18 protein-coding genes and 1 tRNA gene are annotated in these 23,238 nt (G+C 64.0%); 10 read left to right on the forward strand and 9 right to left on the reverse strand.

Translation table 11 applies throughout. The features are described from left to right. Window positions 1-16: 16 nt before the first annotated feature. Window positions 17-1,018 carry a cellulose biosynthesis protein BcsN gene (gene bcsN, locus NGM99_RS14470; RefSeq protein WP_252820782.1) on the reverse strand — a complete coding sequence of 334 codons (1,002 nt, stop codon included), beginning with the start codon at window positions 1,016-1,018 and terminating at the stop codon, window positions 17-19. Window positions 1,019-1,367: 349 nt separating this feature from the next. Here bcsN and NGM99_RS14475 point away from each other — a divergent pair, with 349 nt between their 5' ends. Genes NGM99_RS14475 through NGM99_RS14485 form a run of 3 tightly spaced genes read left to right on the forward strand, consistent with a single transcriptional unit; the run spans window position 1,368 to window position 7,268 of the window. Continuing rightward, window positions 1,368-2,381, forward strand: a complete 1,014-nt coding sequence (locus NGM99_RS14475; RefSeq protein WP_252820130.1) for an ImuA family protein — start codon at window positions 1,368-1,370, stop codon at window positions 2,379-2,381. Then, complete coding sequence (locus tag NGM99_RS14480; protein ID WP_252820784.1) at window positions 2,278-3,870, forward strand: Y-family DNA polymerase; 1,593 nt, start codon at window positions 2,278-2,280, stop codon at window positions 3,868-3,870. Before NGM99_RS14475 ends, NGM99_RS14480 begins: the two co-directional genes overlap by 104 nt. Beyond that, window positions 3,867-7,268, forward strand: a complete 3,402-nt coding sequence (locus NGM99_RS14485; RefSeq protein WP_252820132.1) for an error-prone DNA polymerase — start codon at window positions 3,867-3,869, stop codon at window positions 7,266-7,268. The genes NGM99_RS14480 and NGM99_RS14485 overlap by 4 nt, the downstream gene beginning before the upstream one ends. A 46-nt stretch (window positions 7,269-7,314) precedes the next feature. Here the strand turns inward: NGM99_RS14485 and NGM99_RS14490 are convergent, their stop codons facing one another. The 4 genes from NGM99_RS14490 to NGM99_RS14505 form a co-directional block, all read right to left on the reverse strand. Next, entirely contained in the window at window positions 7,315-7,515 is a 201-nt protein-coding gene (locus NGM99_RS14490) for a Trm112 family protein (RefSeq protein WP_252820134.1), read from the reverse strand. Between the two features lie 10 nt (window positions 7,516-7,525). Continuing rightward, window positions 7,526-8,197 carry an LON peptidase substrate-binding domain-containing protein gene (locus NGM99_RS14495; RefSeq protein WP_252820136.1) on the reverse strand — a complete coding sequence of 224 codons (672 nt, stop codon included), beginning with the start codon at window positions 8,195-8,197 and terminating at the stop codon, window positions 7,526-7,528. Between the two features lie 149 nt (window positions 8,198-8,346). Further along, on the reverse strand, window positions 8,347-9,312 hold the full coding sequence (gene trxA, locus NGM99_RS14500) for a thioredoxin (RefSeq protein ID WP_252820138.1): 966 nt from the start codon (window positions 9,310-9,312) through the stop codon (window positions 8,347-8,349). Window positions 9,313-9,372: 60 nt separating this feature from the next. Continuing rightward, window positions 9,373-9,870, reverse strand: a complete 498-nt coding sequence (locus NGM99_RS14505) for a prolyl-tRNA synthetase associated domain-containing protein (RefSeq protein WP_252820140.1) — start codon at window positions 9,868-9,870, stop codon at window positions 9,373-9,375. A 187-nt stretch (window positions 9,871-10,057) separates the two neighbouring features. On the opposite strand from NGM99_RS14505, the gene NGM99_RS14510 reads away from it, so the two are divergent. Then, window positions 10,058-10,132 (forward strand) — tRNA-Gly (locus tag NGM99_RS14510). A 146-nt stretch (window positions 10,133-10,278) separates the two neighbouring features. Here NGM99_RS14510 and NGM99_RS14515 read toward each other — a convergent pair. Beyond that, the gene (locus NGM99_RS14515) at window positions 10,279-10,983 is read right to left on the reverse strand and encodes a dihydrofolate reductase family protein (RefSeq protein ID WP_252820142.1); all 705 of its coding nucleotides are present in this window, start codon (window positions 10,981-10,983) and stop codon (window positions 10,279-10,281) included. 398 nt (window positions 10,984-11,381) lie between these two features. On the opposite strand from NGM99_RS14515, the gene NGM99_RS14520 reads away from it, so the two are divergent. Together NGM99_RS14520 and yghU are read left to right on the forward strand one after the other, a co-directional pair. Next, window positions 11,382-12,464 carry a catalase family protein gene (locus tag NGM99_RS14520; protein ID WP_252820144.1) on the forward strand — a complete coding sequence of 361 codons (1,083 nt, stop codon included), beginning with the start codon at window positions 11,382-11,384 and terminating at the stop codon, window positions 12,462-12,464. Window positions 12,465-12,556: 92 nt separating this feature from the next. Beyond that, entirely contained in the window at window positions 12,557-13,468 is a 912-nt protein-coding gene (gene yghU / locus NGM99_RS14525; protein ID WP_252820146.1) for a glutathione-dependent disulfide-bond oxidoreductase, read from the forward strand. A 6-nt stretch (window positions 13,469-13,474) separates the two neighbouring features. Here yghU and bluB read toward each other — a convergent pair whose 3' ends face one another. The 3 genes from bluB to NGM99_RS14540 form a co-directional block, all read right to left on the reverse strand. After that, the gene (gene bluB / locus NGM99_RS14530) at window positions 13,475-14,098 is read right to left on the reverse strand and encodes a 5,6-dimethylbenzimidazole synthase (protein ID WP_252820148.1); all 624 of its coding nucleotides are present in this window, start codon (window positions 14,096-14,098) and stop codon (window positions 13,475-13,477) included. Window positions 14,099-14,188: 90 nt separating this feature from the next. After that, window positions 14,189-16,933 carry a bifunctional diguanylate cyclase/phosphodiesterase gene (locus tag NGM99_RS14535; RefSeq protein ID WP_252820151.1) on the reverse strand — a complete coding sequence of 915 codons (2,745 nt, stop codon included), beginning with the start codon at window positions 16,931-16,933 and terminating at the stop codon, window positions 14,189-14,191. 44 nt (window positions 16,934-16,977) lie between these two features. Further along, entirely contained in the window at window positions 16,978-18,054 is a 1,077-nt protein-coding gene (locus NGM99_RS14540) for a TRAP transporter substrate-binding protein (RefSeq protein ID WP_252820153.1), read from the reverse strand. A 181-nt stretch (window positions 18,055-18,235) separates the two neighbouring features. Here NGM99_RS14540 and NGM99_RS14545 point away from each other — a divergent pair, with 181 nt between their 5' ends. The 4 genes from NGM99_RS14545 (at window position 18,236) to NGM99_RS14560 (ending at window position 23,227) form a co-directional block, all read left to right on the forward strand. Next, window positions 18,236-19,486, forward strand: coding sequence for a sarcosine oxidase subunit beta family protein (locus NGM99_RS14545; RefSeq protein WP_252820155.1), 1,251 nt, complete (start codon window positions 18,236-18,238; stop codon window positions 19,484-19,486). Window positions 19,487-19,549: 63 nt separating this feature from the next. Next, window positions 19,550-19,906 carry a sarcosine oxidase subunit delta gene (locus NGM99_RS14550; RefSeq protein WP_252820157.1) on the forward strand — a complete coding sequence of 119 codons (357 nt, stop codon included), beginning with the start codon at window positions 19,550-19,552 and terminating at the stop codon, window positions 19,904-19,906. Beyond that, a complete protein-coding gene (locus tag NGM99_RS14555; protein WP_252820159.1) occupies window positions 19,903-22,704 on the forward strand; it encodes a 2Fe-2S iron-sulfur cluster-binding protein in 2,802 nt (933 codons plus the stop codon). Before NGM99_RS14550 ends, NGM99_RS14555 begins: the two co-directional genes overlap by 4 nt. Then, the gene (locus NGM99_RS14560; protein WP_252820161.1) at window positions 22,697-23,227 is read left to right on the forward strand and encodes a hypothetical protein; all 531 of its coding nucleotides are present in this window, start codon (window positions 22,697-22,699) and stop codon (window positions 23,225-23,227) included. The genes NGM99_RS14555 and NGM99_RS14560 overlap by 8 nt, the downstream gene beginning before the upstream one ends. Window positions 23,228-23,238 lie beyond the last annotated feature (11 nt).

Below are 23,238 nucleotides of genomic sequence, written 5' to 3' on the forward strand. Positions count from 1 at the left end.
TTAAGCCGAGCATGGCTCAGTTTCGTGACGGGGCTGAGGGATCTGGCGGCGAACCGGCGGGCGGCGGCGGAACAACTGTGCCGGATGCGGGAGCTGTCAGCGCGGGCGCAGGCGCCAACGGAACCTGTCTAACCGGCTGAACGAACTCAAGCGACTGGCGCGGGCTTTGCTGGGCCGGCACCGCGCGCACCGGTTGCTGGCCGGGGGGCGGCGGAACCAGCGGGCCGATCGGCTGCGGAATGGGCTGCGGCTCGACCATCACGGCGGGCGCGGTGGTCTCGGTCCGCACGGCAGCTCGTGACACGCGGCGGGGAGCACTGCTTCTCGGGCGGGCGGGTGCGGCCGGCGCTACGTTGTTGAAGCCCGTTTCGCCTGTCGGATAGATCGCACTGCCCGGACGGCCCAAGCCCACCGCTGGCGGCAGGGTCGCGCCATAAGGGTTCCAGTGACGGTCGCGATAGAAGGCGTTCAGCGTGAAATTATACATCAGGCCGAGCAGGTTCGCCTCGCTCGAGCCGGCGCGGCACACCCGCATGCGGATGCGGATGGCGCCTTTCTCGCGAAACAACGTACGCGTCGAATTGGTCGATGACAGGGTCTGCCAGGCATACATGCACAGATCGCCGCCGCGCGTGCGGCCCATCGCATAGCCGAACGGGCCATAGCGGTTCTGCACATAGAAGGGCGACAGGTTCATCTTGACGCCGGGAATGGCGCTGCGCGCTTCCGAGCGCCATTTCAGGTCGGTGCGGAAGCCCTCGGCCACACCGTTCTGGGAACCGAAGCGCGCATCGCGCGGCCCGAAAAGCTGCACCAGAATATAGTTCTGGCCCGGCACGGCTGCGTCGGTTTCGAGATAGATGCGCTGCTCAACCGTGTTGGCGAGTTGCTCCTGCGTGACCGACGTGATGGTCGGTCCGCCCGGATCGGGCATGGCAAAGGCGGTCTCGTTGGAAACGGTCTGCAGTCCGGAGGTGGTCTCGATCGGCACGGGCGAGGCGCAGCCTGCAAGGCCCATGAACAAGCCGAAGCAGCCCGCCCAAAGGGGTGCGAGCCGGAAAGCGGCGTCTCTTTTTTCAGACCAAGGCACTATGCTCAAGCCTTCTCGTGGCAGTGGGCGTTGCTGCTTAGGGCAACTCGGTTAGGAGCCAAGGGTTAAGACTTGCAACTTGCGCGAAGCGGGAGTGTCGGAAACGTTCCGCAAGGGCAAGCATTTTCGTGAAACTGGTTTCCGTTTGATTGCCTGTGTTGCATGCATCCAACACAGGTGGATAACAAGAAAAAATTCCTCTCGGTTCTTGACTCTCCGAAGCGCTGTGGAATTTATAGAACATAACAAGAACTCGTGATCCGGAGAGACGACCGTCATGGCCCCCGCCACGGCGCATGACGCCGTTTTTGCCTTGCGTCGGGAAATCGCCCGCATCGAAGGACGGATCGCCGAGACGCTCGATGGGTCGGGCGTCTTGCATCGGTCATGCGAAGAGCCGGACGCCATTCCGCATGGCACGGTGCTCAGGCGCGAGGGCAGGGCGGATGCGCTGCTTCGCTTGCAAACCGGCGTGGAGCGGTTCGACGCGGCACTGCATGGCGGCGTGCCTTTTGCCGGTTTGACGGAAATCCACGGGGCTGCGAGCCGCGATGCGGGCGCCGTGCTGGGCTTTACGCTCGCGCTTCTTGGGGCTTCCTCGCGTGTGAATGGCGCAGCGAAACCGCTGCTCTGGATCGGCACCAAGGACGGTGTCGCCGAGGCGGGCTTGCCTTATCTCGCCGGGCTCTACCGGCTTTACGGCATTGGGCCCGAGCATCTCATCCTGTCACGGGGCGACCGCGCGGCGGATGCCTTGTGGATCGCGGGTGAAGCGGCTGGCTTGCCGAGCTTGGGTGCTGTGCTGATCGAACTGCGCGGCAGCCCGTCCGCGCTCGATCTCAACGCCACGCGGCGCCTTCAGGTGCGAGCACGGGAAGCCGGGCGCCCGGTTCTGCTGCTTCGCCAGAACGCTGTCTCCGAACCCACTGCCGCGCCCACCCGCCTCCATGTCGCGCCCGCACCCTCGGCTTTACGCGAGACGCTGGCCGGGCCGCTCGACGGCACCGTCGGCTACCCGGCCTGGCGCGTGAGCTTGAGCAAAAGCGCCAACGGCGCCGCACCGTCTGACTTCACACTGGAATGGAACTTCGATGCCAACAGTTTCCGAGAGCGAACCGAGCGGGAAACGGCGCTTCCTGGCGCTCTGGTTTCCGTATCTCGCGGTGGAGCGGATCAGGCGCGCCCAGATGGGGCCGAACTGGCGCAAACACGAAGCGAACCTGCCGCCCTTGGTCACGAGCCGGCGCGAGGCGAACGCCCAGCGCATCGCGTCCTGCGACAGGCGGGCTGAAGCTCTGGGCCTGCGCCCCGGCACCGGTATCGCCGATGCGCGTGCGCGCCATCCTGAGCTCGTCGTCGAGCCGGAAGACACTCACGCCGACCGCCATCTGCTTCTGACATTGGCCGACTGGTGCGACCGCTACACGCCTTTGGTCGGGCTCGATGAGCCGGACGGGCTTTTTCTCGATATTTCCGGCTGCGCACATCTGTTCGGCGGTGAGGAGGCCATGCGAACGGATGCCCTGGCGCGGCTCGCACGACAGGGTTTCGAGGCCCGCGCCGGGCTTGCCTCGACGCCCGGTGCCGCTTGGGCGCTGGTTCGCTACGGCTCGGAAGCGATGCAAAGCCGAGGCATCGCGCAGGCTGAGGAGCGCCAAGCGCTTGCCGCCATGCCGCTCGGTGCGCTTAGGCTCGAGGCGCAGGCGCGCCAGGGGCTCGAAAGCGTTGGGCTGAAAACGGTGGGCGTGGTGGCGGATGCACCCCGCGCGCCGCTCGCGCGCCGTTTCGGCACGGCCTTGATCGCGCGGCTCGATCAGGCCTTTGGCGCTTCGGACGAGGCCATCTCGCCGCGCTTTGCACCGGCTCCCCTATCGGCCGAACGCCATCTGTTCGATCCGCTCCAGGAGCCGGACAGAATCGAGGAGCTTTGCGGCCATCTCGCCGTCACCCTGCGCCCCGACCTCGAGCGCCAGGGGCTCGGCGTGCTCGAACTGGAACTGGCGCTGTTTCGTGTCGATGGCGTGGTGAGCCGTGTCCGCATCGCGCTGTCGCGGCCGACGCGTGAGCCTGCCGTGATCCGCCGCATCTGCCGCGAAAAGCTGAGCGCCTTGGGCAATGCGCTCGAACCCGGCTACGGTTTCGACCTCGTGCGCCTGTCGGTGACGGCGAGCGCGCCTTTTGAAACGCCGCAAACGAGTTTGGTTGCGGAAAGCCGCAAGGGCGACGAGGCCGCAATCGCGCTTCTCGCCGACCGCATCACCGCACGGCTCGGCGAAAGCACGGTGCGCCAGCCGACTTTACGCGACACGCACTGGCCCGAGCGCGCGGTGGGCTTCGTGCCCTTCGGCCGGCTCGACGGCACGCCATCCGACAACCTCGCCATCCCTGCGCGCCCGATGCGCCGCCACCCCGTTCGTCCCATCTATCTTTTCGCGCCGCCCGAGCGCATCGAGGTGACGGCGGCCGAAGTGCCCGAAGGGCCGCCCCGCCAGTTCCGCTGGCGCCGCGTGACGACCCGCGTGGTGCGCTCCGAAGGCCCCGAACGCCTTGCCCCCGAATGGTGGCTCGACCCACAGCCGTGGGACCCGCCACTGATCGATCCCAAGACCGAGGAGACGCAGGAAAGCGATCTCGGCTGGACCGGCCAGAAGGCGATCATGCGCGACTATTTCCGCATCGAGGACGAAGACGGCCGCCGCTACTGGCTGTTCCGGCAGGGTCTCTACGGCACCGGTCCTAACGGCGTGCCGCGCTGGTTCCTGCATGGGCTTTTCGCATGACGGAGAACGTCATCGCGCTGCCGGTTAGCGAGGCGCGTGAGAGAAAGGCCGAGACGGAAATCGCCTATGCCGAGTTCGGCATGCGCTCGAGTTTTTCTTTTCTGGAAGGCGCGTCCAAGCCTGAGGAAATGATGCAGGCATCCGGCGAACTGGGCTTTCACGCTGTGGGTCTTGCCGATCGCAACACGGTGGCCGGCGTGGTACGGGCCTGGGGCCAGATCAAGGTTCTTCACGCCAAGGCCGACAAAGAGCGCAGGGAGGGGGCAACGGATGTCGGAACCCCTCCCTTTTACCATCCCGGCGTCAGACTGGTTTTCGCCGATGGCACGCCCGACATCCTTGCCTATCCGCGCGACCGGACCGGCTGGGGTCATCTCTGCCGGATGCTGACCGAGGCCAACTTCGCCGGCGAAAAGGGCGCGCCCCGGCTTTTGCGCGAAGGGCTCCTGCGCTGGGGAAGGAACCTGTCGCTGATCGTTCTGCCCGATCTCGATAAGGCCGAAGTCGCTCTGCCTCTTCTGCGTGAGTTTTGCTCAGCCTTCGGCCGAGCCGTGCGTGTCGGGACCGCGCCACTTTATTGCGGTGAAGATCAGTTCCGTTTCGCACAGGCTTCAGTTCTCGCACAGGCGGCTGGCCTGCCGATGATGGCGGTGGGCGATGCACTCTATCATATGCCATTTCGCCGTCCGCTTCAGGATGTGGTGACGGCCATTCGTCACAAGACCACGGTCGCCCGGGCTGGCTTCGCGCTGGAAGGCAATGCCGAGCGTTTTCTGAAACCTCCCTCCGAGATGAAGCGGCTTTTTTATCGATACCCTGAGGCCATCGCGGAAACGATCCGATTCACAAGTGAACTCGGCTTTTGTTTAAGTGAATTGCACCACAACTATCCTGATGAGCCGACCCGTGACGGGGCCACTGCCCAAGAGGAACTGGAGCGTCTGACTTGGGAAGGTGCAGCCAAGCGCTGGCCCAGAGAAATCCCGCCCAAGCACCGCAAAACCATCCTGCACGAATTCGCGCTGGTCCGTGAAAAGGAATATGCCCGCTACTTCCTGACCGTGCACGACATCATGCGCTTCGCCCGCGACGAGGCCGGTATCCTGTGTCAGGGTCGGGGGTCGGCTGCGAACTCGGTGATCTGCTATTGTCTCGGTATCACCGATGTGAACCCGGATCTCGGCACCTGCCTTTTTGAGCGTTTTATCTCCCGCGAGCGTGATGAGCCGCCCGATATCGATGTCGATTTCGAGCACGAGCACCGCGAGAAGGTGATCCAGTACATCTACCGGAAGTATCGGGAGAAGCACACGGCGCTCGCCTGTGCCGTGATTTCCTATCGCCCGCGCTCGGCCCTGCGCGAGGTCGGCAAGGCGCTTGGCTTCACCGACGATGCACTTTCGGCTCTTTCAGGCGTCACTTGGCGCTGGAAGGGCACGGCACTGGACGAGACGGAGGCGAATGGCGCAGGTCTCAAGATGGGTGATCCCGAAACCACGCGGCTTTTTGCACTCGCCAATTCGATCATTGAGCACCCCCGCCACCTGTCCCAGCATGTCGGTGGGTTCGTCATCACCAAGGACCGGCTCGACGAGATCGTGCCCATCGTCAAAACGGCGATGGAGGATCGCAAGATGGTGGAGTGGGACAAGGACGATCTCGACGCCGTCCAGCTCCTCAAGGTCGATATACTCGCGCTCGGCATGTTGAGCTGCCTGCAGCGCTGCTTTGGATTGCTCAAAGCCCATTACGGCATGGACCTGACGCTTGCCGCGATCACGGAACGCCAAACAGAAGAACCTGCCGTCTATGCCATGATCCAGCGTGCCGACACGCTCGGCGTGTTCCAAATCGAAAGCCGCGCGCAGATGTCGATGCTGCCGCGGCTGAAGCCGAAACAGTTCTATGATCTGGTGATCGAAGTTGCCATCGTGCGGCCCGGTCCGATTCAGGGCGAGATGGTGCATCCTTACCTGCGGCGGCGGGAAGGCAAAGAGCCGGTCGAGTATCATCAGCCACAGCTCGAAGCCATTCTGGGCCGAACCTACGGCGTGCCGCTCTTTCAGGAGCAGGCCATGCGAATTGCCATCGAGTGCGCCAAGTTCACACCGGGCGAAGCCGATGAACTGCGCCGCTCGATGGCGACGTTCCGTCGAACCGGTACCATCAAATATCATGAAGAGCGCATGATCGCAGGCATGGTTAAGAACGGCTATCCGGAAGAATTCGCCAAGCGCTGCTTCGCCCAGATCAGAGGCTTCGGCGAATACGGCTTTCCCGAATCTCACGCCGCATCCTTCGCGCTGCTTGTCTATGCCTCCTGCTGGTTCAAAGCCTGGTACCCGGACGTGTTCTGCGCGGCGATCCTGAACTCGCAGCCGATGGGCTTCTATGCACCCGCCCAGCTCGTGCGCGATGCGCGGGAGCATGGGGTCGAGGTGCGCGTGGTGGATGTCAATCATTCCCTCTGGGATTGCACGCTTGAGGACGATGCGGGCGCCTATCGCTTCGATCCTACGCAGATTGCCAAGCGCCATGCGGAGATGCGCGACACGATCCGCAGCCGTTATGCGGTGCGGCTCGGTTTTCGCCTCGTCAAAGGCTTGCGCGAGGAGGATATGACGGCCCTCGCCGCCGCGCGGGGAGAGGGCTACGACTCCGTGCGGGACGTCTGGTTGCGTACGCGCCTTTCCGCTTCGGTGATCCGGCGTCTGGCTGAAGCCGATGCCTTCCGTTCGCTGGGGCTCGACCGGCGCGAGGCGCTTTGGGCCGCGCAAGCGCTCGATCCGGGCTCGGCCACCGAACGCCTGCCGCTCTTCGATAGCACCAAGACAGGCTTTCGCGAGCATGAGCCGGAAACCAGGCTGCCGCCCATGCCGCTGGGGGCGCATGTGGTGCACGATTATCGGGCCATGGCACTTTCGTTGAAGGCCCATCCTGTCTTGTTCTTACGTTCCCGCCTTGTCCAGGCGCGTGTGATGCCCTCGGCGAGACTGGCCGATACTCCCAGCAACCGGCGCGTTTCGGTGGCTGGTCTCGTGCTGGTGCGCCAGCGGCCGGGCTCGGCCAAGGGCGTGATCTTCATGACGCTCGAAGACGAGACCGGCGTGGCGAACATCATCGTCTGGAAAAAATGCTTCGAGCTTCACCGCGCCGTCGTGCTCGGTGCCCGCTTCGTGCGGGTGGAGGGACGGTTGCAAAGTCAGTCGGGCGTGATCCATGTCGTGGCCGAAAGAATCACTGACCTGTCATCCTGGCTCGGCCTGCTCGCCGAAGAAGGGCCGACCATTAAGACGCTGACCCGCGCGGACGAGATCGGTCACCAGAAGGGCAGCATGGATATGAACCATGTGGAGCCCGTGCGGCGGGTGATGCCGAAGGGGCGGAATTTTCATTGAGGGTGGGTTGCTTATCGTTGATGACGCAATGCTCGCGAGCAGAACTCTATCCCTCGTCCTCCAACGTCCGCGCTTCGGACGGCAGCAGAACCGGAATGCCATCACGCACCGGGTAAGCCAGTCGCGCGCTTCTCGACACCAGTTCGCTGCGTACGCCGTCCCATTCCAGCCGCCCCTTGGTCAGCGGGCAGACGAGCAGTTCCAGAAGCCTTGGATCGATGCGTGACTGTTCGGAGATGCGGCTCATGGGACGCACCCTATTGCAGGCTGGTGGAAAAGTCCTCGTTTTCGCGGGCGAGCGCGATCTCGGTGATGGCGATCAGGGTTTCGGCGCGCGCCTTCAAATCAGGGGCTTCGAGAAGCGCCTGTTTCTCGGCTGGCCCGTAAGGCGCCATCATGGCGAGCGCATTGACCAGGGTCGCCGTTTCCGCGCGGCTCACGCTGTCCCAGTCGGCCTGAAGATCGTTCGATTCGAGATAGGCACGAAACGCCTTCAAGAGAGCCGCGCGATCGACTTCATTGGCGCGCGCATCCTCGCCGAGATCGGTGGCGAAGGGCACCGGCTTCACGAGCCGGAACGGCGTTCTCACCGGGAGTTCCTCGGCAATGCGGAAGCGGCACAGGCCGCCGAGCGAGATCAGGTAGCGCCCATCACCTGTTTCCGTCAGCGAGATGATGCGACCGAGACAACCCACCGCACAGAGCTCGGGCTCGCCGTCCCGACGCAGCTTGCCGTCGAGCGCCGGCTGGATCATGCCGATCAGCCGCGAGCTGCCCATCGCTTCGTCCACCATCTGCAGGTAGCGCGGCTCGAAGATGTTGAGCGGCATGCGTCCGCCGGGGAGAAGGAGTGCGGCCGAAAGCGGAAAGACCGCCACCGTTTCCGGCAGGTCTGAAAGCTTGCGGTAATGGGCGTTTCCCGCCTGCAATGAACTCCACTCCCCTAGAGACGCGGCACCGACAAAAACCTTGCCGGCGCAAGATCCCGGGGCTTCATGAGCCCAAGGTGCATCAGGTTCCTAACTTGGCGCGCAGGCGTCTAATCTCAAGGTCACGAAACGTCACGCTCTTCACATGTCTAGGAGAACAGGAGCGAGGAAAGCCTGCGACGGGCGGAAAGCGTTGCCGGGTCAGTCGGGCCCCAGGCCTCGAAGAAGCGCAGAAGCTGGGCGCGTGCGCCGTCCTCGTTCCAGGTGCGGTCGGCTTTGACGATGCTGAGCAGGCTTTCGGCTGCGTCCGCGCGGTTGCCGAGCGCATTCTGGATCATGGCCAAATCGAAACGCGCCTGATGATCGTTCGGATCGGCAGCCAGTCGCCGCTGAAGTGCTGCCGGATCACCCAGCTTGGCAGCTTCCTCGGCCAGCGCCATCTTGGCCTTGAGCGAGGCCAGTGCGGCATTGTCACCCTTGCCCTCGGGCGCCATGGCGAGCACTTCCTGTGCGGCTTCGGCGTCGCCTGCATCGTAGAGAATGCCGGCAAGGCCTGCGATGGCGTCGAGATTGTCGGGGGCCTGGCTGAGCACGGCGTCGAACAGCTGCATGGCCGTTTGCAGGTCGCCCTGCGCCTGCGCCTCCTGGGCGGCCTTGATGGCGTCGCCAAGCTCGGGATCAGGACCGTTGCCGGCCACGCGCGCAATGAATTCCTTGATCTGGCTTTCAGGCACCGCGCCCATGAAGCCGTCCACCGGCTGGCCGTTCTTGAAGGCGATCACGGCAGGAATCGACTGGATGCCCAACTGCCCCGCGATCGATGGGTGCTCGTCGATGTTCATCTTGACGAGCCGGACGCGTCCGCCTGCTTCCGCCACCGCCTTTTCGAGCGCGGGCGCCAACTGTTTGCAAGGGCCGCACCAAGGTGCCCAGAAATCCACCAGAACCGGCTGACGGCGCGATTCCTGAATGACATCGGCCGCAAAGCCTGCCGTTGTCACATCCTTGACGGACTGTGTCGCCGCTGGCGTGGAAGCTTCGCCGAAAAGACCGGCGGTCGGGCTTGGCTGCTGTGCTGCAGGCTGGTTGCCGAAAAGCAGGCTCTTGTCACTCATCGGTTTCGTCCTCGGCTTTCAGCTTGCGGGCTTGGATTCGCTTGGGGCGGCATGTGGCGATCAGCTGTCGAGTTTCAAGATCGTGACAGGGTGGCCGGTGGCCTCGGCGAAGCGCTGGAGATCGGCGGACCTGATCGTCGTCGTCGCCTCGTTGGAAAGCGGATGGCAGTTCACGGTCTCGCTTTCGGCCAGTGTCGCGTCGAGGAAGAAGCGCACGCGGTGGGCCTCGTCATTGATCAGGCCGAACGCGGACACCGCACCCGGAATGACGCCGAGCAGTTCCATCAGCGCTTCCGGTTTGCCGAAGGACACGCGGCTGGCCGCACCGATCACGTGGTGGATGCTTTTCAGATCCACCACCGCTTCCTCTTCCACGGTGAGAAGAAAGAAGTTGTCCTTCTTGTCCTTGAGAAACAGGTTCTTGGTGTGCGCGCCGGAGATCGTGCCGCGCAGGGCTTGCGAATCGGCCACCGTGAAAAGCGGCGGATGCTCGGTCGTTTTCGTCTCGATCCCTAAGCTTTGGAGAAAACGGAAAAGCTCGTCGGGTGTTTTCGGCATGGCCTGACTGTCTCTCGCACCTCGGTCGGCCGAGGCTTTAGCGCCGAAGCGAGGCCGCGAACAAGCATCTCTTCACGGGCCTGCCGATGCGTCATACGCTTCATTCGAAAAGGCCCATCAGTTTCCTGTTGCAATCCCGAAGCGGTTCGGCCATAGAGGCCTCACTTGCGGCGAACGAGCCGCGCGAGCGGGTGTAGCTCAGGGGTAGAGCACAACCTTGCCAAGGTTGGGGTCGAGGGTTCGAATCCCTTCGCCCGCTCCAAATTTTCCAACCATCTCTGTTTCCGGCATGACGGTCTTCGGACCGTCGCTGGTGCTTTTGCGATGTATTCCGGTGGGCGTTGCGCAGGCGCGAACCGGCTTATCGCCGATTTACATGCTTTGGTTAGAGCACGAATGCTGAGCCCATCAGCCGGGCGTGACCGTGTAGCGCAAATGCACGGCGCCGTGATCGAGCTTTTCGACACCGGCAAGCGAGAGCCTGCTCTTTCCCTTCAATCCGCCCTCGAAGGCGGCGATACCGTCGACATCGAGCCCGCCATCGAGAGCCGGCGCAATCACCACGCTGAACTCATCGACCAGGCCCGCCGCCAGAAACGAGCCGTTGATGCCGGCCCCGCCTTCGAGAAGCAGGGTTTCGATCCCGAATTCTTTCTTCAAGGTTGCAAGGGCTTCTGAAAGGTCGATCTCGGGCTCCGGTGACACGATGTATGAGATGCCATCATCTGCAAGCTCCGCGAGATGCGTGTCCGCGATTTCGCCGCCGAGCAAAACGATGACCGGATCGCCGCCGATATCGGGCTTGGCGAAATGCACCTTGCCCGAAGGATCGAGCGCGATCGCATAGGTTTCCGCATCGGGCACGGCAACGTGGAGCGGGCGCTCGACCGAGCCGGCTTGTGCCGGCGCATGCGGCTCGCCTTTCGCCATTTCCGCCATGGTCACGCGCCCGACGATCCAGGCATCGGCATTGAAGCCGTCGTGGATGGTCTCGTAGATCCCGCTCCAATCCTTCACCACGCCGTCGGGGCTCTCCGTATAGCGGCTGGGATGCAGACGGCCGTCGATCGAGGACGTCATGTGGCAGATGATGGTCGGGCGCGTTTGCGGCATGATGTGCTTTCCAAGATCGACGGGTCTCGCGGCACCCATGGCCCACGAGGCGAGGGAGGGCAGCGGACCGTCGCTTCGCCTCATCCCAATGCGGAACAGATTGAGCGGATGCTCTCGCTTTCAAGGCTGATGCCGTCCAGCCACGCTTGAGACCTGGCCGCCGGCCGATGACGGAAAAGCGATCTGCCGTCAGGGGAGCCATTACAGCGAATAGGCGTTCTGTAGCTCCCGTATGGAGGAGTGTCGCGTGTCGAAAATATCGTGGGTCGTCGAACTCGCGACGTCCGGATGAGGCTCATGCGGCCTGCTCTGGCTGAACCGTCGAACCCGCACGGTTCGCCAAACCGATCTCAATTCCAGCGTCAACCGATCTTGTCAGCCAGCCGAAAGGGTCAGCCATGGCATCCTCAACCCCTGTTCGCTTTTCCCCTTCGGTCGAGGAGATCATGCCCGACGAGCGCGAAACCATTGAAGAGCTGAACAAGGCTTTCGACGAAATTCTGGAAACCACCTCCAAGGACTACGGCCATGCGGTGCGCTCGGTTCATGCCAAGGCACATGGTATTCTGGAAGGCACGCTGAGGATCGGCGAGAATCTGCCTCCGGAACTCGCTCAGGGGATTTTCGCCAAGCCTGGCGAGCACAAGGTCTATCTGCGCATCTCCACCAATGCCGGCGACATCCTCGAAGACGCGATCTCGCTGCCGCGCGGGGTTTCGATCAAGGTGCTCGACGTGGAAGGCGAGCGCCTGCCGGATGCGGAAGGCACGACGCAGGACTTCATCATGGTCAACGGTCCGGTCTTCCAGGCCAAGACCGCAGACAAGTTTCTCGGCAACCTGAAGCTTCTGGCGAAAACCACCGATGTGGCCGAAGGCGGCAAGAAGGTGATGTCCTCGGTGCTCCGTGGCGTTAACACGGCGCTTTCGGCGGTCGGCATCGAAAGCACGGTGGTCCAGTCGCTGGGCGGCGCGCCGAACGTCGATCCGCTCGGCGAGACCTATTACAGCGTCACCCCGTTCCGCTTCGGCGACTACATCGCGAAGTTCAGCCTGAAGCCCGTTTCGCCCGATCTGACGGCACTCTCCGGCAAGGAAATCGATGCGAGCGGTCGCCCCGATGCCATTCGCGAAACCGTGCAAGAGGAGATGAAGGGCATCGTCGGCGTCTGGGAGTTCCGCGTGCAGCTATGCCGGGATCTGGAAAAACAGCCGGTCGAAGACCCGACGGTCGAGTGGAAGGAAGACGAGGCGCCCTTCCAGACAGTGGGCACGATCACCGTCGGCCATCAGGACAGCTGGGACCCGCAGCGCGTGCAAAAGGTGGACGAGGAGATGCGCTTCAGCATCTGGACGGGCATCACGGCGCATCAACCGCTCGGCAATATCAACCGAGCACGCAAGGATCCGTATCGTCACTCGGCGAACTTCCGCCAACGCTTCAACGGCTGTCCGATCCACGAGCCGTCGGCACGCGCGTAACAGGGCAGGTCGTTCTGCAAAGAGCAATCTTGACCTTGACTTGACGGGGATCAATCGAATGATCCCCGTCTTCGCAGACACAGAGAACTCTCATGACCGACAACAAATTCCCGCCTGAAAACAACCTTCCGGCCGGCTATGTGCCGCCGACTGTCTGGTCGCCGGAAACCAAGAGCGGCGGGCAGTTCGCGAGCATCAATCGCCCTGTCGCCGGGCCGACGCATGAGAAGGTGCTGCCGGTCGGCAAGCATCCGCTGCAGCTCTACTCGCTGGGCACGCCCAATGGCGTCAAAGTGACGATCTTGCTGGAAGAGCTGCTCGCGGCCGGACATACGGACGCCGAATACGATGCCTGGCTGATCAAGATCGGCGATGGCGACCAGTTCGGCTCGGGCTTCGTCGAGGTCAATCCGAACTCCAAGATCCCGGCCCTTCTCGACCGCGCGCCCAAGGGGGAAGGCGAGGCGGTGCGGGTGTTCGAGTCGGGTTCGATCCTCGTCTATCTGGCAGAGAAATTCGGCGCCTTTCTGTCGAACGACCTGCGCACGCGTACCGAGACGCTGAACTGGCTGTTCTGGCAGATGGGCTCCGCTCCCTTCGTCGGCGGTGGGTTCGGTCATTTCTTCGCCTATGCGCCGGTCAAGATCGAATATGCGATCAACCGCTATGCGATGGAGGCCAAGCGACAGCTCGACGTGCTCGACCGCCATCTGGCGAGCCATGAATATCTGGCGGGCAGCGAATATTCGATCGCCGACATGGCGGTGTGGCCCTGGTATGGGCTGCTCGCCGCGAACGAGTCCTATCCCGATGCCGGCACCTTCCTTGCGACCGAAGGCTACACCCATTTGCAGCGCTGGCAGAAGCTCATTGGCGAACGGCCCGCGGTGAAGCGCGGGCGGATGGTCAATCGCACTTCGGGCGAGCCGTCCTCGCAACTGCGCGAGCGCCACGATGCATCGGACTTCGAAACCAGAACGGAAGACAAGATCGGCGGCGCCTGAGCGCCATCACACGACCTCCCAACTTGTCTGGCAGTTTTGCTGCCAGCCGTTGCGATGAAGGAGCGGCTGGCTGTCGTTATGTTGCGGCCAGCCGATGCAGAGGTAAAGGCTGAACCGCCAGTCTGCGGGCACGGCGAAGAGTTGTGCCATCGCCTCCGGGTCGAGGATCGACACCATGCCCACGCCCAGGCCATAGGAGCGGGCGACGAGGTTGAGGTTCTGCACCGCCATCGCCGTGCTGTGTTCGAGCGTTTGCGGGACCGAGCGACGCCCGAGGCCTGCACCCTCCTGCGGGTCCTGCGCGGTGAAGATCGCGAGTTGGACCGGTGCGATCTCGATGCCTTCAAGCTTGAGGCTTTGGTAGTGCGCGAGTTGTGCACCCTGGTAAGCCGATGCGGCCCTGTGGTTCGCCTCGCCGAAGATCGCGCGAACGGCCTGCCTGTGTTTTGCGCTTTCCACGCTGAGCACCCGCCAAGGCCGCGAGTTGCCGACGGACGGCGCCAGGTCCATGGCGCAACGCAAATCCTCCACCAATGCGTCGGGCACCGGATCGGGCAGGAAATGGCGGACGTCGCGCCGCCATTCCAGCAGCCGAAACAGGGCAGAACGTTCGGCATCAGTGAATTGCATCGCGCGGAATGAAGGCTCTTGGGTCGAGCCTGCTTCTTAATCTGATTCCGGGCAACAGAAGGGCCGGCAACACGCCATGCGATGGCGCTTTCAGCCCAGGAGGCGCGGGGCGATCTTGTTGCTCTCTTCGTTCCCGGGCATCACGAAGTCGCTCAGTCTCCTGCGTGGGTGGCCCAGGAGGAAGCCTTGCGCCTCGCGGCAGCCCGCAGCGCGCACCAGTGTCAGCTGGTCTTCCGTTTCCACGCCTTCCGCCGTGGTGTCGAGACCGAGCTGGTCGGCGAGCCGCACGATGGTGGACACGATCGCCGCCGAATTCGGATGCGTGGTCATCTCCCGCACGAATGACTGGTCGATCTTGATCTTGCTGAAGGGAAACGAACGCAGATAGCCCAGTGCCGAATAGCCGGTGCCGAAATCGTCCAGCGCGATCTTGATGCCTTCATCATGGAAGCGGCGCAGCAGTTGCGCCACGCGGTCGCTGTCGGCGAGGAGGGCTGATTCCGTGATTTCAAGCTCAAGCCGGCTCGGCGGCATGCCCGAATGCTTGAGCGCATCCATCACGGTCGTGAATATCCCGTCCGAGCGCATCTGCACCGGCGAAAGATTGACCGCGATCCTGAGCGGCACGCTCATCTGGCTCGCTTCGAGGCAGGCTTGCGCCAGTACATAAGCCCCGATCTCCTCGATCAGGCCGGTTTCCTCGGCGAGCGGCACGAAATCCGCAGGGCTGACGCGTCCACGCTCGGGGTGGTCCCAGCGGGCAAGCGCTTCAAAGGCCACCGGTGCGTTTGTCTTGAGGTCGAAGACCGGCTGGTATTCGACCACGATTTCCTGTCGCAGAATCGACTGCTGAAGGTCCTGCGCGAGGTCGTGGCGATGCAGAAGGCGGGTTTCCACAGCCGGGTCGAAGAAGCGGCAGGTGCCGCGCCCGGCGCCTTTCGCCTCGTAAAGCGCCATATCGGCCATGCGCAACAAAGTGTCGGCATCGTGCGCGAGCTTGTTGGCGATCATGATGCCGACGCTCGCGCCGATGGTGACGGGCCGCCCCTTCAGGCGGAAGGGTCGCGACAAGCTGGCAACGATCTTCTCGCCCAGCCGGCGCGACTGAAACACCGGCTCGGCGAACAGGCAGGCGATCGCGAATTCGTCGCCGCCGAGTCGCGCGACCAGGCCGCTTTCACCCACGCAGGCCTCGAGCCGCCTCGCGACCTCGCGCAGGAGCATGTCGCCCACGGGATGGCCGAGCGTGTCGTTGACCTCCTTGAAGCGGTCGAGATCGAGATAAAGCAGTGCCAGCGTGCCCGAGCCGCCGAGCTCGGAGGCGAGCGCCATGCGGTCGAGCTCGGTGCGAAACAGCGCGCGGTTGGTCAGGCCGGTCAACGGGTCGTGATGGGCAAGGAAGCGGATCTGGCGCTCCTGCTCGATCAGAACCGCGTTGCGCGCTTCCGCCTCGCGATGGGCGCGCTCGGCTTCCAGTCTTGCTGCTTCGAGGGCGGCCTGAGCCTGTTTCAGCGGTGTGATGTCGGTGCGGATACCGACCCATTCGCCGGCTTCGGTGCGTCGCTCCTTGGCCAGGAGCCAGCGTCCGTCGGCCAAGCGATATTCGAGCGAGCCCTCGGCCTTGCGATGCCAGTTCAGCAGATCGCCGATCCAGTGGTCGCGGTCGGCCTCATCTTCGCGGTGATAACGGCCGTCTCGCGCGGCGTCCCGCACCATGTCCTCGAATGAGGTGCCGGGAACGAAAAGCTCGCCGGTTTGCAAGAAGAGGTCGCGAAACTTCGCATTGGACATGATCAGCCGGTCATCGGCGTCCCACATGGCAAAACCGTCGGACATCGCATCGATGGCGTTTTCGAGCGTGCGGCGGGCGCGCATGCGTTCCTGTTCCAGCTGCTCGCGGCGGCGCAGGGCCGCGAGCAGGCCACCGGCCGACGCGAGCATCAAAAGCTCGGCAAGGGAAACGAGCATCAGGAGCCGGTCCTGATCCTGACGCCAGTCCGCCATGGTTACGGACGCATCGGCTACGACCTCCACAATCACATCGTCGTAAAGCGTGGTTCGCGTCGTGCTGAAGGAAGACGACCCGTCGGATGGTTCGGCTGCCTGCTTCCCCATGGCGAGTTCGTCATGGGGAAGGCTTGCGAGCAACGTCTTGTTCGGGCGCTCGAGACGGATTTGAAGCGTCGGGCTTCCGGCCGCCTCGAGCAGAAGCCGGGTCAGGCGCGCCGCCGGCACTTCCGCGGCGGCCCAGAACGGCTGATTGCCGGAAAGGGATACCGGGCGCACGAGATAAAGCGACCATTCACCGGTTTGCGGGTTGCGCACCGGTCCCATCAGACGCGAACGGCCGCCCAACCGTTCACCATCACCCGCGCCTGGAGCAATGCCGATCGCTTGGCCGAGCGGGCGCGAACGGCCCGATGCCCAGACCGTGCCGTCGGGCGACAGAAGAACGAGATCGCGAAAAACAAGGCTTTGCGCGTTGAAGCCCTGTAAAAGCCGCGACGCCGTTTCCGAGCTTGCAGCCGCTCCGTTCGAGCCCGCCGCTGCGAAGAGGTCAGGCAGGCTCGCCAGCACGCTGTCGATCTGAAGCAACTGGCGGTTCACCGTGCTTTCGATGATGGTCGCGGTGCGGGCAAGCGAATTCTCCGCAGTGGAACGCGCCATCTGCCAGCTGCGCTGAAGCAAAAGGGCCGAGGTGCCGATCAGCCCCGCTGAGAGAATTGCGGTGACAATCACGACGGCAGTGACGAGGCGAGCGCGGAACCCGGTCAGGAATCGACGAGCCAAGCGAATGGGGAGAGACAATGCGGCGTGAAGCGGGCGCTGCCGCATCTGACCACCGGTCCTGTTGCCGAATCTATTGCTTTCCTTTCGCGTCATCGCGTTGGAACCTTCGATCCCACCACCGGTGCGATGTACCGGTTCCACGATGTGCCGCAAGAGGATCCGCAGCGATCCAGCCAACGCGGAAGCAGGACTTCAGCCAACAGTCTTTCCCTCTCCCGTTCATCTTCCGCTTTTCGTGGAACGATCAGCATATGCGCCAGGCCTGCGGGGTCTTCGCAGGCCGTGGTGTTCAAGGCGCATTCGAAAGGCAGTGCCGTTTCTCTGGCGGCCGCATCCCAGATGCGGCTTTCGAGATCCGAAAGCCCGCGCAGTATGGTGTCGCGCCTGTCGGCCTGGATCTTGCGCCAGGCACCGTGATTGGCGGCAAAAAGCGAAATGCCCCAGCTCAACGCCATCGCATGCATATGCGAGGCGAGCTGCGTCACGCCGATCTGCCTGCCGCTCGACGCGCTGGTGATCACGCAATCCACTACATCGGCCTGAAAGGCTTCGCGTAGTTCGGCGAAGGGAATCACCACGCCGACCGCGCCCAGGCCTGATACGAAGTCGGACTGGGACGCCGAAGAGGTTCGAATCCGTCGTCCGCGCAAGTCCTCGAAAGAGGAGAAAGGTGTTCGGCAGAGCATGACCTGCGCCGGGTAGGTATAAACTGCCAGCAGTTCGGCATCGTAACGGTCGGACAGGATCTCGCTCAAGCGAGGCCGAAAGGCTGCCACCACGCGCCGCAACGTGGCAATGTCCGGATTGAGGCCGGGCAGATCGACCGCCGCGAGTTCCGGCTCATCGGCAGATGCGACCGCCGCCAGTACGGTGGCAAAAGGCACGACGCCCAGCCGCAACAACGGCAGCAGATCCTCGCTGCTCAAACCGCTCCGGTCGAATGGAGCGATGGTCGCACGGATGCTGCCGTCGGACAGGTGTTCGATCTCACGGGTCCAGAACGGCTCCTCGAATTCGCGATACTGTGCGACTGCACCCAGGCCGCCGACGATCTTGAGCTCGAGCGCTTCATGCGCGCGCGCGCCAGTCACGAGCAGCAGCAGCGCGCAGATCGCGAACAGGCCTCTTTCGAATCGCAGGCCGCTGAATGGCGGTCGGTGGAACACTAAGATCTGCCTGTGGCTAAAAACTCCGCGCCCGACCTGACCGCAAAAACTTTAAGAAGAACGAAAGCCGTTCGTTCAACTTGAACCCCGGACTGCGAGATGATCACGCCGCATTGACTTCCGCTGGCTGTCCGGCGACGAACCTATGAGCAATGGGGCGAGACAGCATGATAGGTCGGGCGTGAAGCGCTATTCGGCATGGGAACTGGTTCGCGAAGGCCTGCGCGACCACAAAGGCTGGCAGCCGGCCTGGCGCGATGCGACCCCCAAATCCTCCTACGACGCCGTGATCGTGGGCGGCGGCGGGCATGGGCTCGCGACCGCCTATTATCTTGCCAAGAACCACAACATCACGCGGGTGGCGGTGATCGAGAAGGGTTGGCTCGGCGGCGGCAATACGGGGCGCAACACGTCCACGATCCGCTCCAACTACTTCTATCCCGAAAGTGTGGCGCTCTACGATTTCGCGCTGAAACTCTATGAAGGGCTGGGGCGCGAGCTCAACTACAACATCATGCTGTCGCAGCGCGGCGTGGTGACGGTGGCGCATTCGGAAGCCGAGATGGAAATCGCAGCGCGCACCGTGAACGCGATGCAGATCAACGGCACGGATGCCGAACTGCTCGACCGCCACGACGTGCTCAAACGCGCGCCGCTGTTGAACGACAGCCCGCAAGCGCGCTTCCCGATCTTCGGCGGCTCGTGGCAGGGCCGCGCGGGCGTCGCACGCCACGATGCGGTGGCGTGGGGCTATGCGCGCGGGGCCAGCGATCTCGGCATCGACATCATCCAGAACTGCGAGGTCGCGGGCTTCCTCATCGAGAACGGACGTTGCCGGGGCGTGGAAACGTCGAGGGGCACGATCCGGGCGGACAATGTCGGGCTGACGGTGGCGGGCAGTTCCTCGGTGCTCGCGAACCTCGCCGGGTTCGAACTGCCGATGCGCACCTATTCGCTGCAGGCCATGGTGTCGGAGCCGATCAAGCCGGTACTCGATACGGTGGTGCTTTATCTCGGCACGGGCACTTACCTCTTCCAATCGGACAAGGGCGAGATCGTCGTCGGCGGCGGCATCGACCGCACGCCGTCCTATGCCCAGCGCGGCAATCCGCCGGTGCAGACGCAGGTGATTTCGGGCCTGCTCGAAATGTTTCCGTCTTTCGGTCAGTTGAGGATGCTGCGGCAATGGGCAGGAGCCGTGGATGTGGTGCCCGATTCCTCGCCGATCATCGGACCTTCCCCCGTGCCGGGCCTTTATCTCAATTGCGGCTGGGGCACGGGCGGGTTCAAGTCGATCCCGGCCGGCGGCTGGCTGCTCGCGCACCTGATCGCCAATGGCAGCCATCATGAGATCAGCCGTCCCTTCGATCTCGACCGCTTCCGCACCGGCCGCCTGATCGACGAGGCGGCGGGGTCGGGCATCGCGCATTGAAGCCTGATCCCGAAAAGTTGCAGACTTTTCGGATAAGATCATGCGCCCTTGAGAGAACAGACTATGCAGATTTTTCCCTGTCCGTTCTGCGGTTCGCGCGACGAGACCGAATTCACCTTCGGTGGTGAGGCCGGCAAGGTGCGCCCTGCACCCGCAGATGCCGTGTCGCCGGAAGACTGGTCGCGCTTTCTCCATCTTCATCCCAATCCGCGCGGGGCCGTGCGCGAGATATGGCGGCACGACACCTGCGGTGAGTTCTTTCTGATGGAGCGGGATACGCTGACGCATCGGGTTTCAGCCACGCATTCCCTGCGCGAGGAAGGCGCGCAGGCATCCTCGGCCTCCGTGCCGCACCAGGGCGAAAGCTTCGGCACGCTGACGCCGGGCGTCGAAACAGGAACCAGCGAGGCCGGCCTGTGACATCGCGGCGTTTGGGTGAAATCGGCCCGCTTTCCTTTTCCTTCGACGGCAAGCCCTATCGCGGGCGTGATGGCGATACGCTCGCCTCAGCACTTCTCGCCAATGGCGTGCGCCTGGTCGGGCGATCGTTCAAATATCACCGCCCGCGAGGGGTATGGGGTTTTGGGGCGGAAGAGCCCAATGCGCTGTTCGACGTGACGGAAAACGGCAAGACCACGCCCAATCTGCGCGGAACGACCGAACTCTTACGCGATGGCATGGCCCTCCGCTCGGTGAATGCGGCACCTACCGCCGCAAGCGATCGCTATGGCGCGCTCGACCGGCTCGCGCGCTTCCTGCCCGCCGGCTTCTACTACAAGACCTTTCTGTGGCCCGACTGGCACCGTTTCGAGCCGAGCATCCGCAACATGGCTGGACTGGGCCGGCTGGACGGGGCGCATCAGCCGGCGGCCGAGGTGGCGACGGTCAGTGCGCAGTGCGATAGGCTGGTGATCGGTGCGGGGCCGGCCGGGCTCACGGCCGCGCGGGCAGCGGCGGGTCTTGGCTCGGTCATGCTGGTGGACGACCGCGTCCTGCCCGGCGGCTCGCTGCTTTGGTGCGAAGCGGAGGTCGAGGGACGGGCGGGGCCGGACTGGGCGCGCTCTATCACGGACGATCTGCAGGCGGGGGGCCACACGGTCCTGTCCCGCGCCACCGCATACGGCATCTACGACCACAACCTCGTCGCCATCTGGGAGCGCCGCGAAAACCTGCCCGACCGGGTCTGGCGCGTGCGGGCCAAGGAGATCGTGGTCGCAACCGGTGCCATCGAGCGGCCGCTCGTCTTCGCCGACAATGACCGGCCCGGCGTGATGTCGGCCGAAGCAGGGCTCTATTACCTCAAACGGCACGATGTGCTGGTGGGCGAGCGCGTCGCGGTCTTCACCAACAATGACAGCGCCTATCGCACGGCCGGTGAACTGGCACGGGCAGGCGCCCGCGTGATCCTGGCCGACACCCGTCGTCAGGCTGGTGTCGTCGCGCCCGAAGGCGTCGAGTTGCGCATGGGAGCATCGGTCGAGGCCGTTTATGGCGCGCGTGGGGTCGAAGCGGTTTCCATGGACAAACGGCGCCGCGAGGCGGATGCGGTTCTGGTGTCGGGCGGCTTCACGCCCACAGTCCACCTGTTCTGCCAGAACAAGGGCAAGCTGCACTACGACGAGAAGCTCGGCGCACTGGTGCCGCGCGAGCCGGTGGAAGGCATGCGCGTGGTGGGTGCCGCGAACGGCGCATTCGGGCTCGATGCCGCCTTGAGCGATGGCGCCGGCGAGGAAGCGCTGGGCGAAACCTACGGCATCGCACCGCTCTGGCCGAAATCGTCGGGCAAGAGCCGCCAATGGATCGACTTTCAGAACGACGTGACGCTGAAGGACGTGGAACTCGCCGCGCGCGAGAACTTCCGTTCGGTCGAGCACCTCAAGCGCTACACCACGCTCGGCATGGCGACCGACCAGGGTAAGACCTCGAACATGAACGGCTTGGCCGCCATGGCTGCGATCACGGGGCAGGGGATCGAGGCGACGGGCACAACGACCTACCGCCCGCCCTTCACGCCGGTGCCGCTCACCGCCATTGCAGGCCGCAGGCGTGGTGAGCTTTTCAACCCTGTGCGGCGCCTCCCACTCGAAGCGCGGCATCGTGCGGCGGGTGCCACCTTCCGCGAATATGGCGGCTGGCTGCGTCCGGCCTGGTTCGGCGAGGGCACCAAGGACGAGGCCGTGCGCCGGGAGGCTGAGCGGGCACGCGAAACCGTCGCCATTCTCGACGGCTCGCCGCTCGGCAAGATCGAGGTCATGGGGCCGGATGCCGGGCGGCTCGCGGATTTCAACTCCTACAACACGCTTTCGACGCTAAAGCCTTGCCGCATCCGCTACGGCTTCATGCTGACCGAAAGTGGCGTGGTCTATGATGACGGCGTGTCGCTGAAAGTGGCGGACGACCATTATCTGGTGTCGTGCTCGTCGGGCCATGTCGCGGGCGTTTATGCGCGGCTCGAAGAATGGCGGCAGGACGGGTTCGATCCGGGGCGCGTCTTCGTCCACAACGCCACGCCGCAGTGGGCGACGCTGACGGCGAGCGGCCCGCGTGCCAAGGCCTTGGTCGAGGCGCTGAGCCTCGGCGTCGATCTGAGTGATGAAGCCCTGCCGCATATGGCGTTTGCGCAAGGCCGCTTCGGTGCCGTGCCTGCGCGCGTAGCGCGGGTGAGCTTCACCGGCGACCGATCCTATGAAATCTCGGTGCCGTCCAGGGCGGCCGGCGCGTTGCTCGATGCCATGCTGGAAGCAGGCCGTCCGCTCGATGCCGGGCTGATGGGCTCGGAAGCGCTTCTGCTGCTGCGCGCCGAAAAGGGCTATCTCATCGCCGGCAAGGACACGGACGGCACGACCATGCCGCATGACCTTGGCGTGTCGGGGCCGCGGAGCAAGCGCAAAGACGAATTCATGGGCAAGCGCTCGCTCTTCACTGAAGAAGCCGAGCGCGAGAACCGTCAGCAATTCGTCGGGCTCGAAGCCGAGACCTTATTGCCGACCGGTGCACACGGCGTTGAGCGCGTGAGCGAGAAGCGGCGCTCGATCGGCTTCGTAACGTCGAGCTACCAGAGCCCGACGCTCAAGCGGCCCATCGCGCTCGGGCTGATCGAGCGGGGTTTGAGCCGGGTTGGTGAAGAGATCGAGCTGGTTCATCTCGGGCAGACGTTCCGCGCGCGTATTTCCACGCCTTGCGCCTTCGATCCGGAAGGAGTGCGCCTCAATGCTTGACCGCCCGAGCGACAAGGAATTGCAGAGCAAGTGGTCGCCCACGCCTGATTGGCTCAGGGCCGCAATCATCCGTGGTGATTGGTCAGCGCACGCAGTACGGGGCTTGGGCCAGACGCTGGTGAGCGGTGATCTGGTGAAGGCGCGGGAAGCCCTGGCACCGGGCGCGAGCGAGGTCGGGCTTTGGGATGAGACGGGTGCCTTGCCGGTTCAGGTGCGGATTGGCCGCGACCGGGCGCTTTTCGTGACGGAAAACCCACTCGGGACTGAGAGCGGCTGGCGCGACGGGTTCGCGGTGAGCAGTGCCGATGATCTCTGGCTGGTGATCGATCTCGAAGGCGAGGGCGTGCGCGAAGTTTTGCGAGAGGGCACGGCGGCCGATCTGGATGGCGGGAGCGCATCCGCTTCAGTGCTTTTTGCCGGCGTCCCCGCGCTGCTCTACCGGTTCGAGGGGCGAACGCGGCTGCATGTGGAGGCACCGCTTGGGGCTTATCTCTGGCGGTGGTTGGAGACGCGGGTGGGGTAACGGGGGCCACA

This window comes from Mesorhizobium liriopis (assembly GCF_024053505.1).
GTDB lineage: Bacteria > Pseudomonadota > Alphaproteobacteria > Rhizobiales > Rhizobiaceae > Mesorhizobium_B > Mesorhizobium_B liriopis.

Coding starts and splice junctions, on each gene's coding strand:
- NGM99_RS14560 (WP_252820161.1), top strand. CDS start 22,697: ATGCTTGACCGCCCGAGCGACAAGGAATTGCAGAGCAAGTGGTCGCCC.
- yghU (WP_252820146.1), top strand. CDS start 12,557: ATGACCGACAACAAATTCCCGCCTGAAAACAACCTTCCGGCCGGCTAT.
- bluB (WP_252820148.1), bottom strand. CDS start 14,098: ATGCAATTCACTGATGCCGAACGTTCTGCCCTGTTTCGGCTGCTGGAA.
- NGM99_RS14505 (WP_252820140.1), bottom strand. CDS start 9,870: ATGCCGAAAACACCCGACGAGCTTTTCCGTTTTCTCCAAAGCTTAGGG.
- NGM99_RS14515 (WP_252820142.1), bottom strand. CDS start 10,983: ATGCCGCAAACGCGCCCGACCATCATCTGCCACATGACGTCCTCGATC.
- NGM99_RS14490 (WP_252820134.1), bottom strand. CDS start 7,515: ATGAGCCGCATCTCCGAACAGTCACGCATCGATCCAAGGCTTCTGGAA.
- NGM99_RS14475 (WP_252820130.1), top strand. CDS start 1,368: ATGGCCCCCGCCACGGCGCATGACGCCGTTTTTGCCTTGCGTCGGGAA.
- NGM99_RS14520 (WP_252820144.1), top strand. CDS start 11,382: ATGGCATCCTCAACCCCTGTTCGCTTTTCCCCTTCGGTCGAGGAGATC.
- NGM99_RS14550 (WP_252820157.1), top strand. CDS start 19,550: ATGCAGATTTTTCCCTGTCCGTTCTGCGGTTCGCGCGACGAGACCGAA.
- NGM99_RS14485 (WP_252820132.1), top strand. CDS start 3,867: ATGACGGAGAACGTCATCGCGCTGCCGGTTAGCGAGGCGCGTGAGAGA.
- NGM99_RS14480 (WP_252820784.1), top strand. CDS start 2,278: ATGGGGCCGAACTGGCGCAAACACGAAGCGAACCTGCCGCCCTTGGTC.
- NGM99_RS14535 (WP_252820151.1), bottom strand. CDS start 16,933: ATGCGGCAGCGCCCGCTTCACGCCGCATTGTCTCTCCCCATTCGCTTG.
- bcsN (WP_252820782.1), bottom strand. CDS start 1,018: ATGGGCCTTGCAGGCTGCGCCTCGCCCGTGCCGATCGAGACCACCTCC.
- trxA (WP_252820138.1), bottom strand. CDS start 9,312: ATGAGTGACAAGAGCCTGCTTTTCGGCAACCAGCCTGCAGCACAGCAG.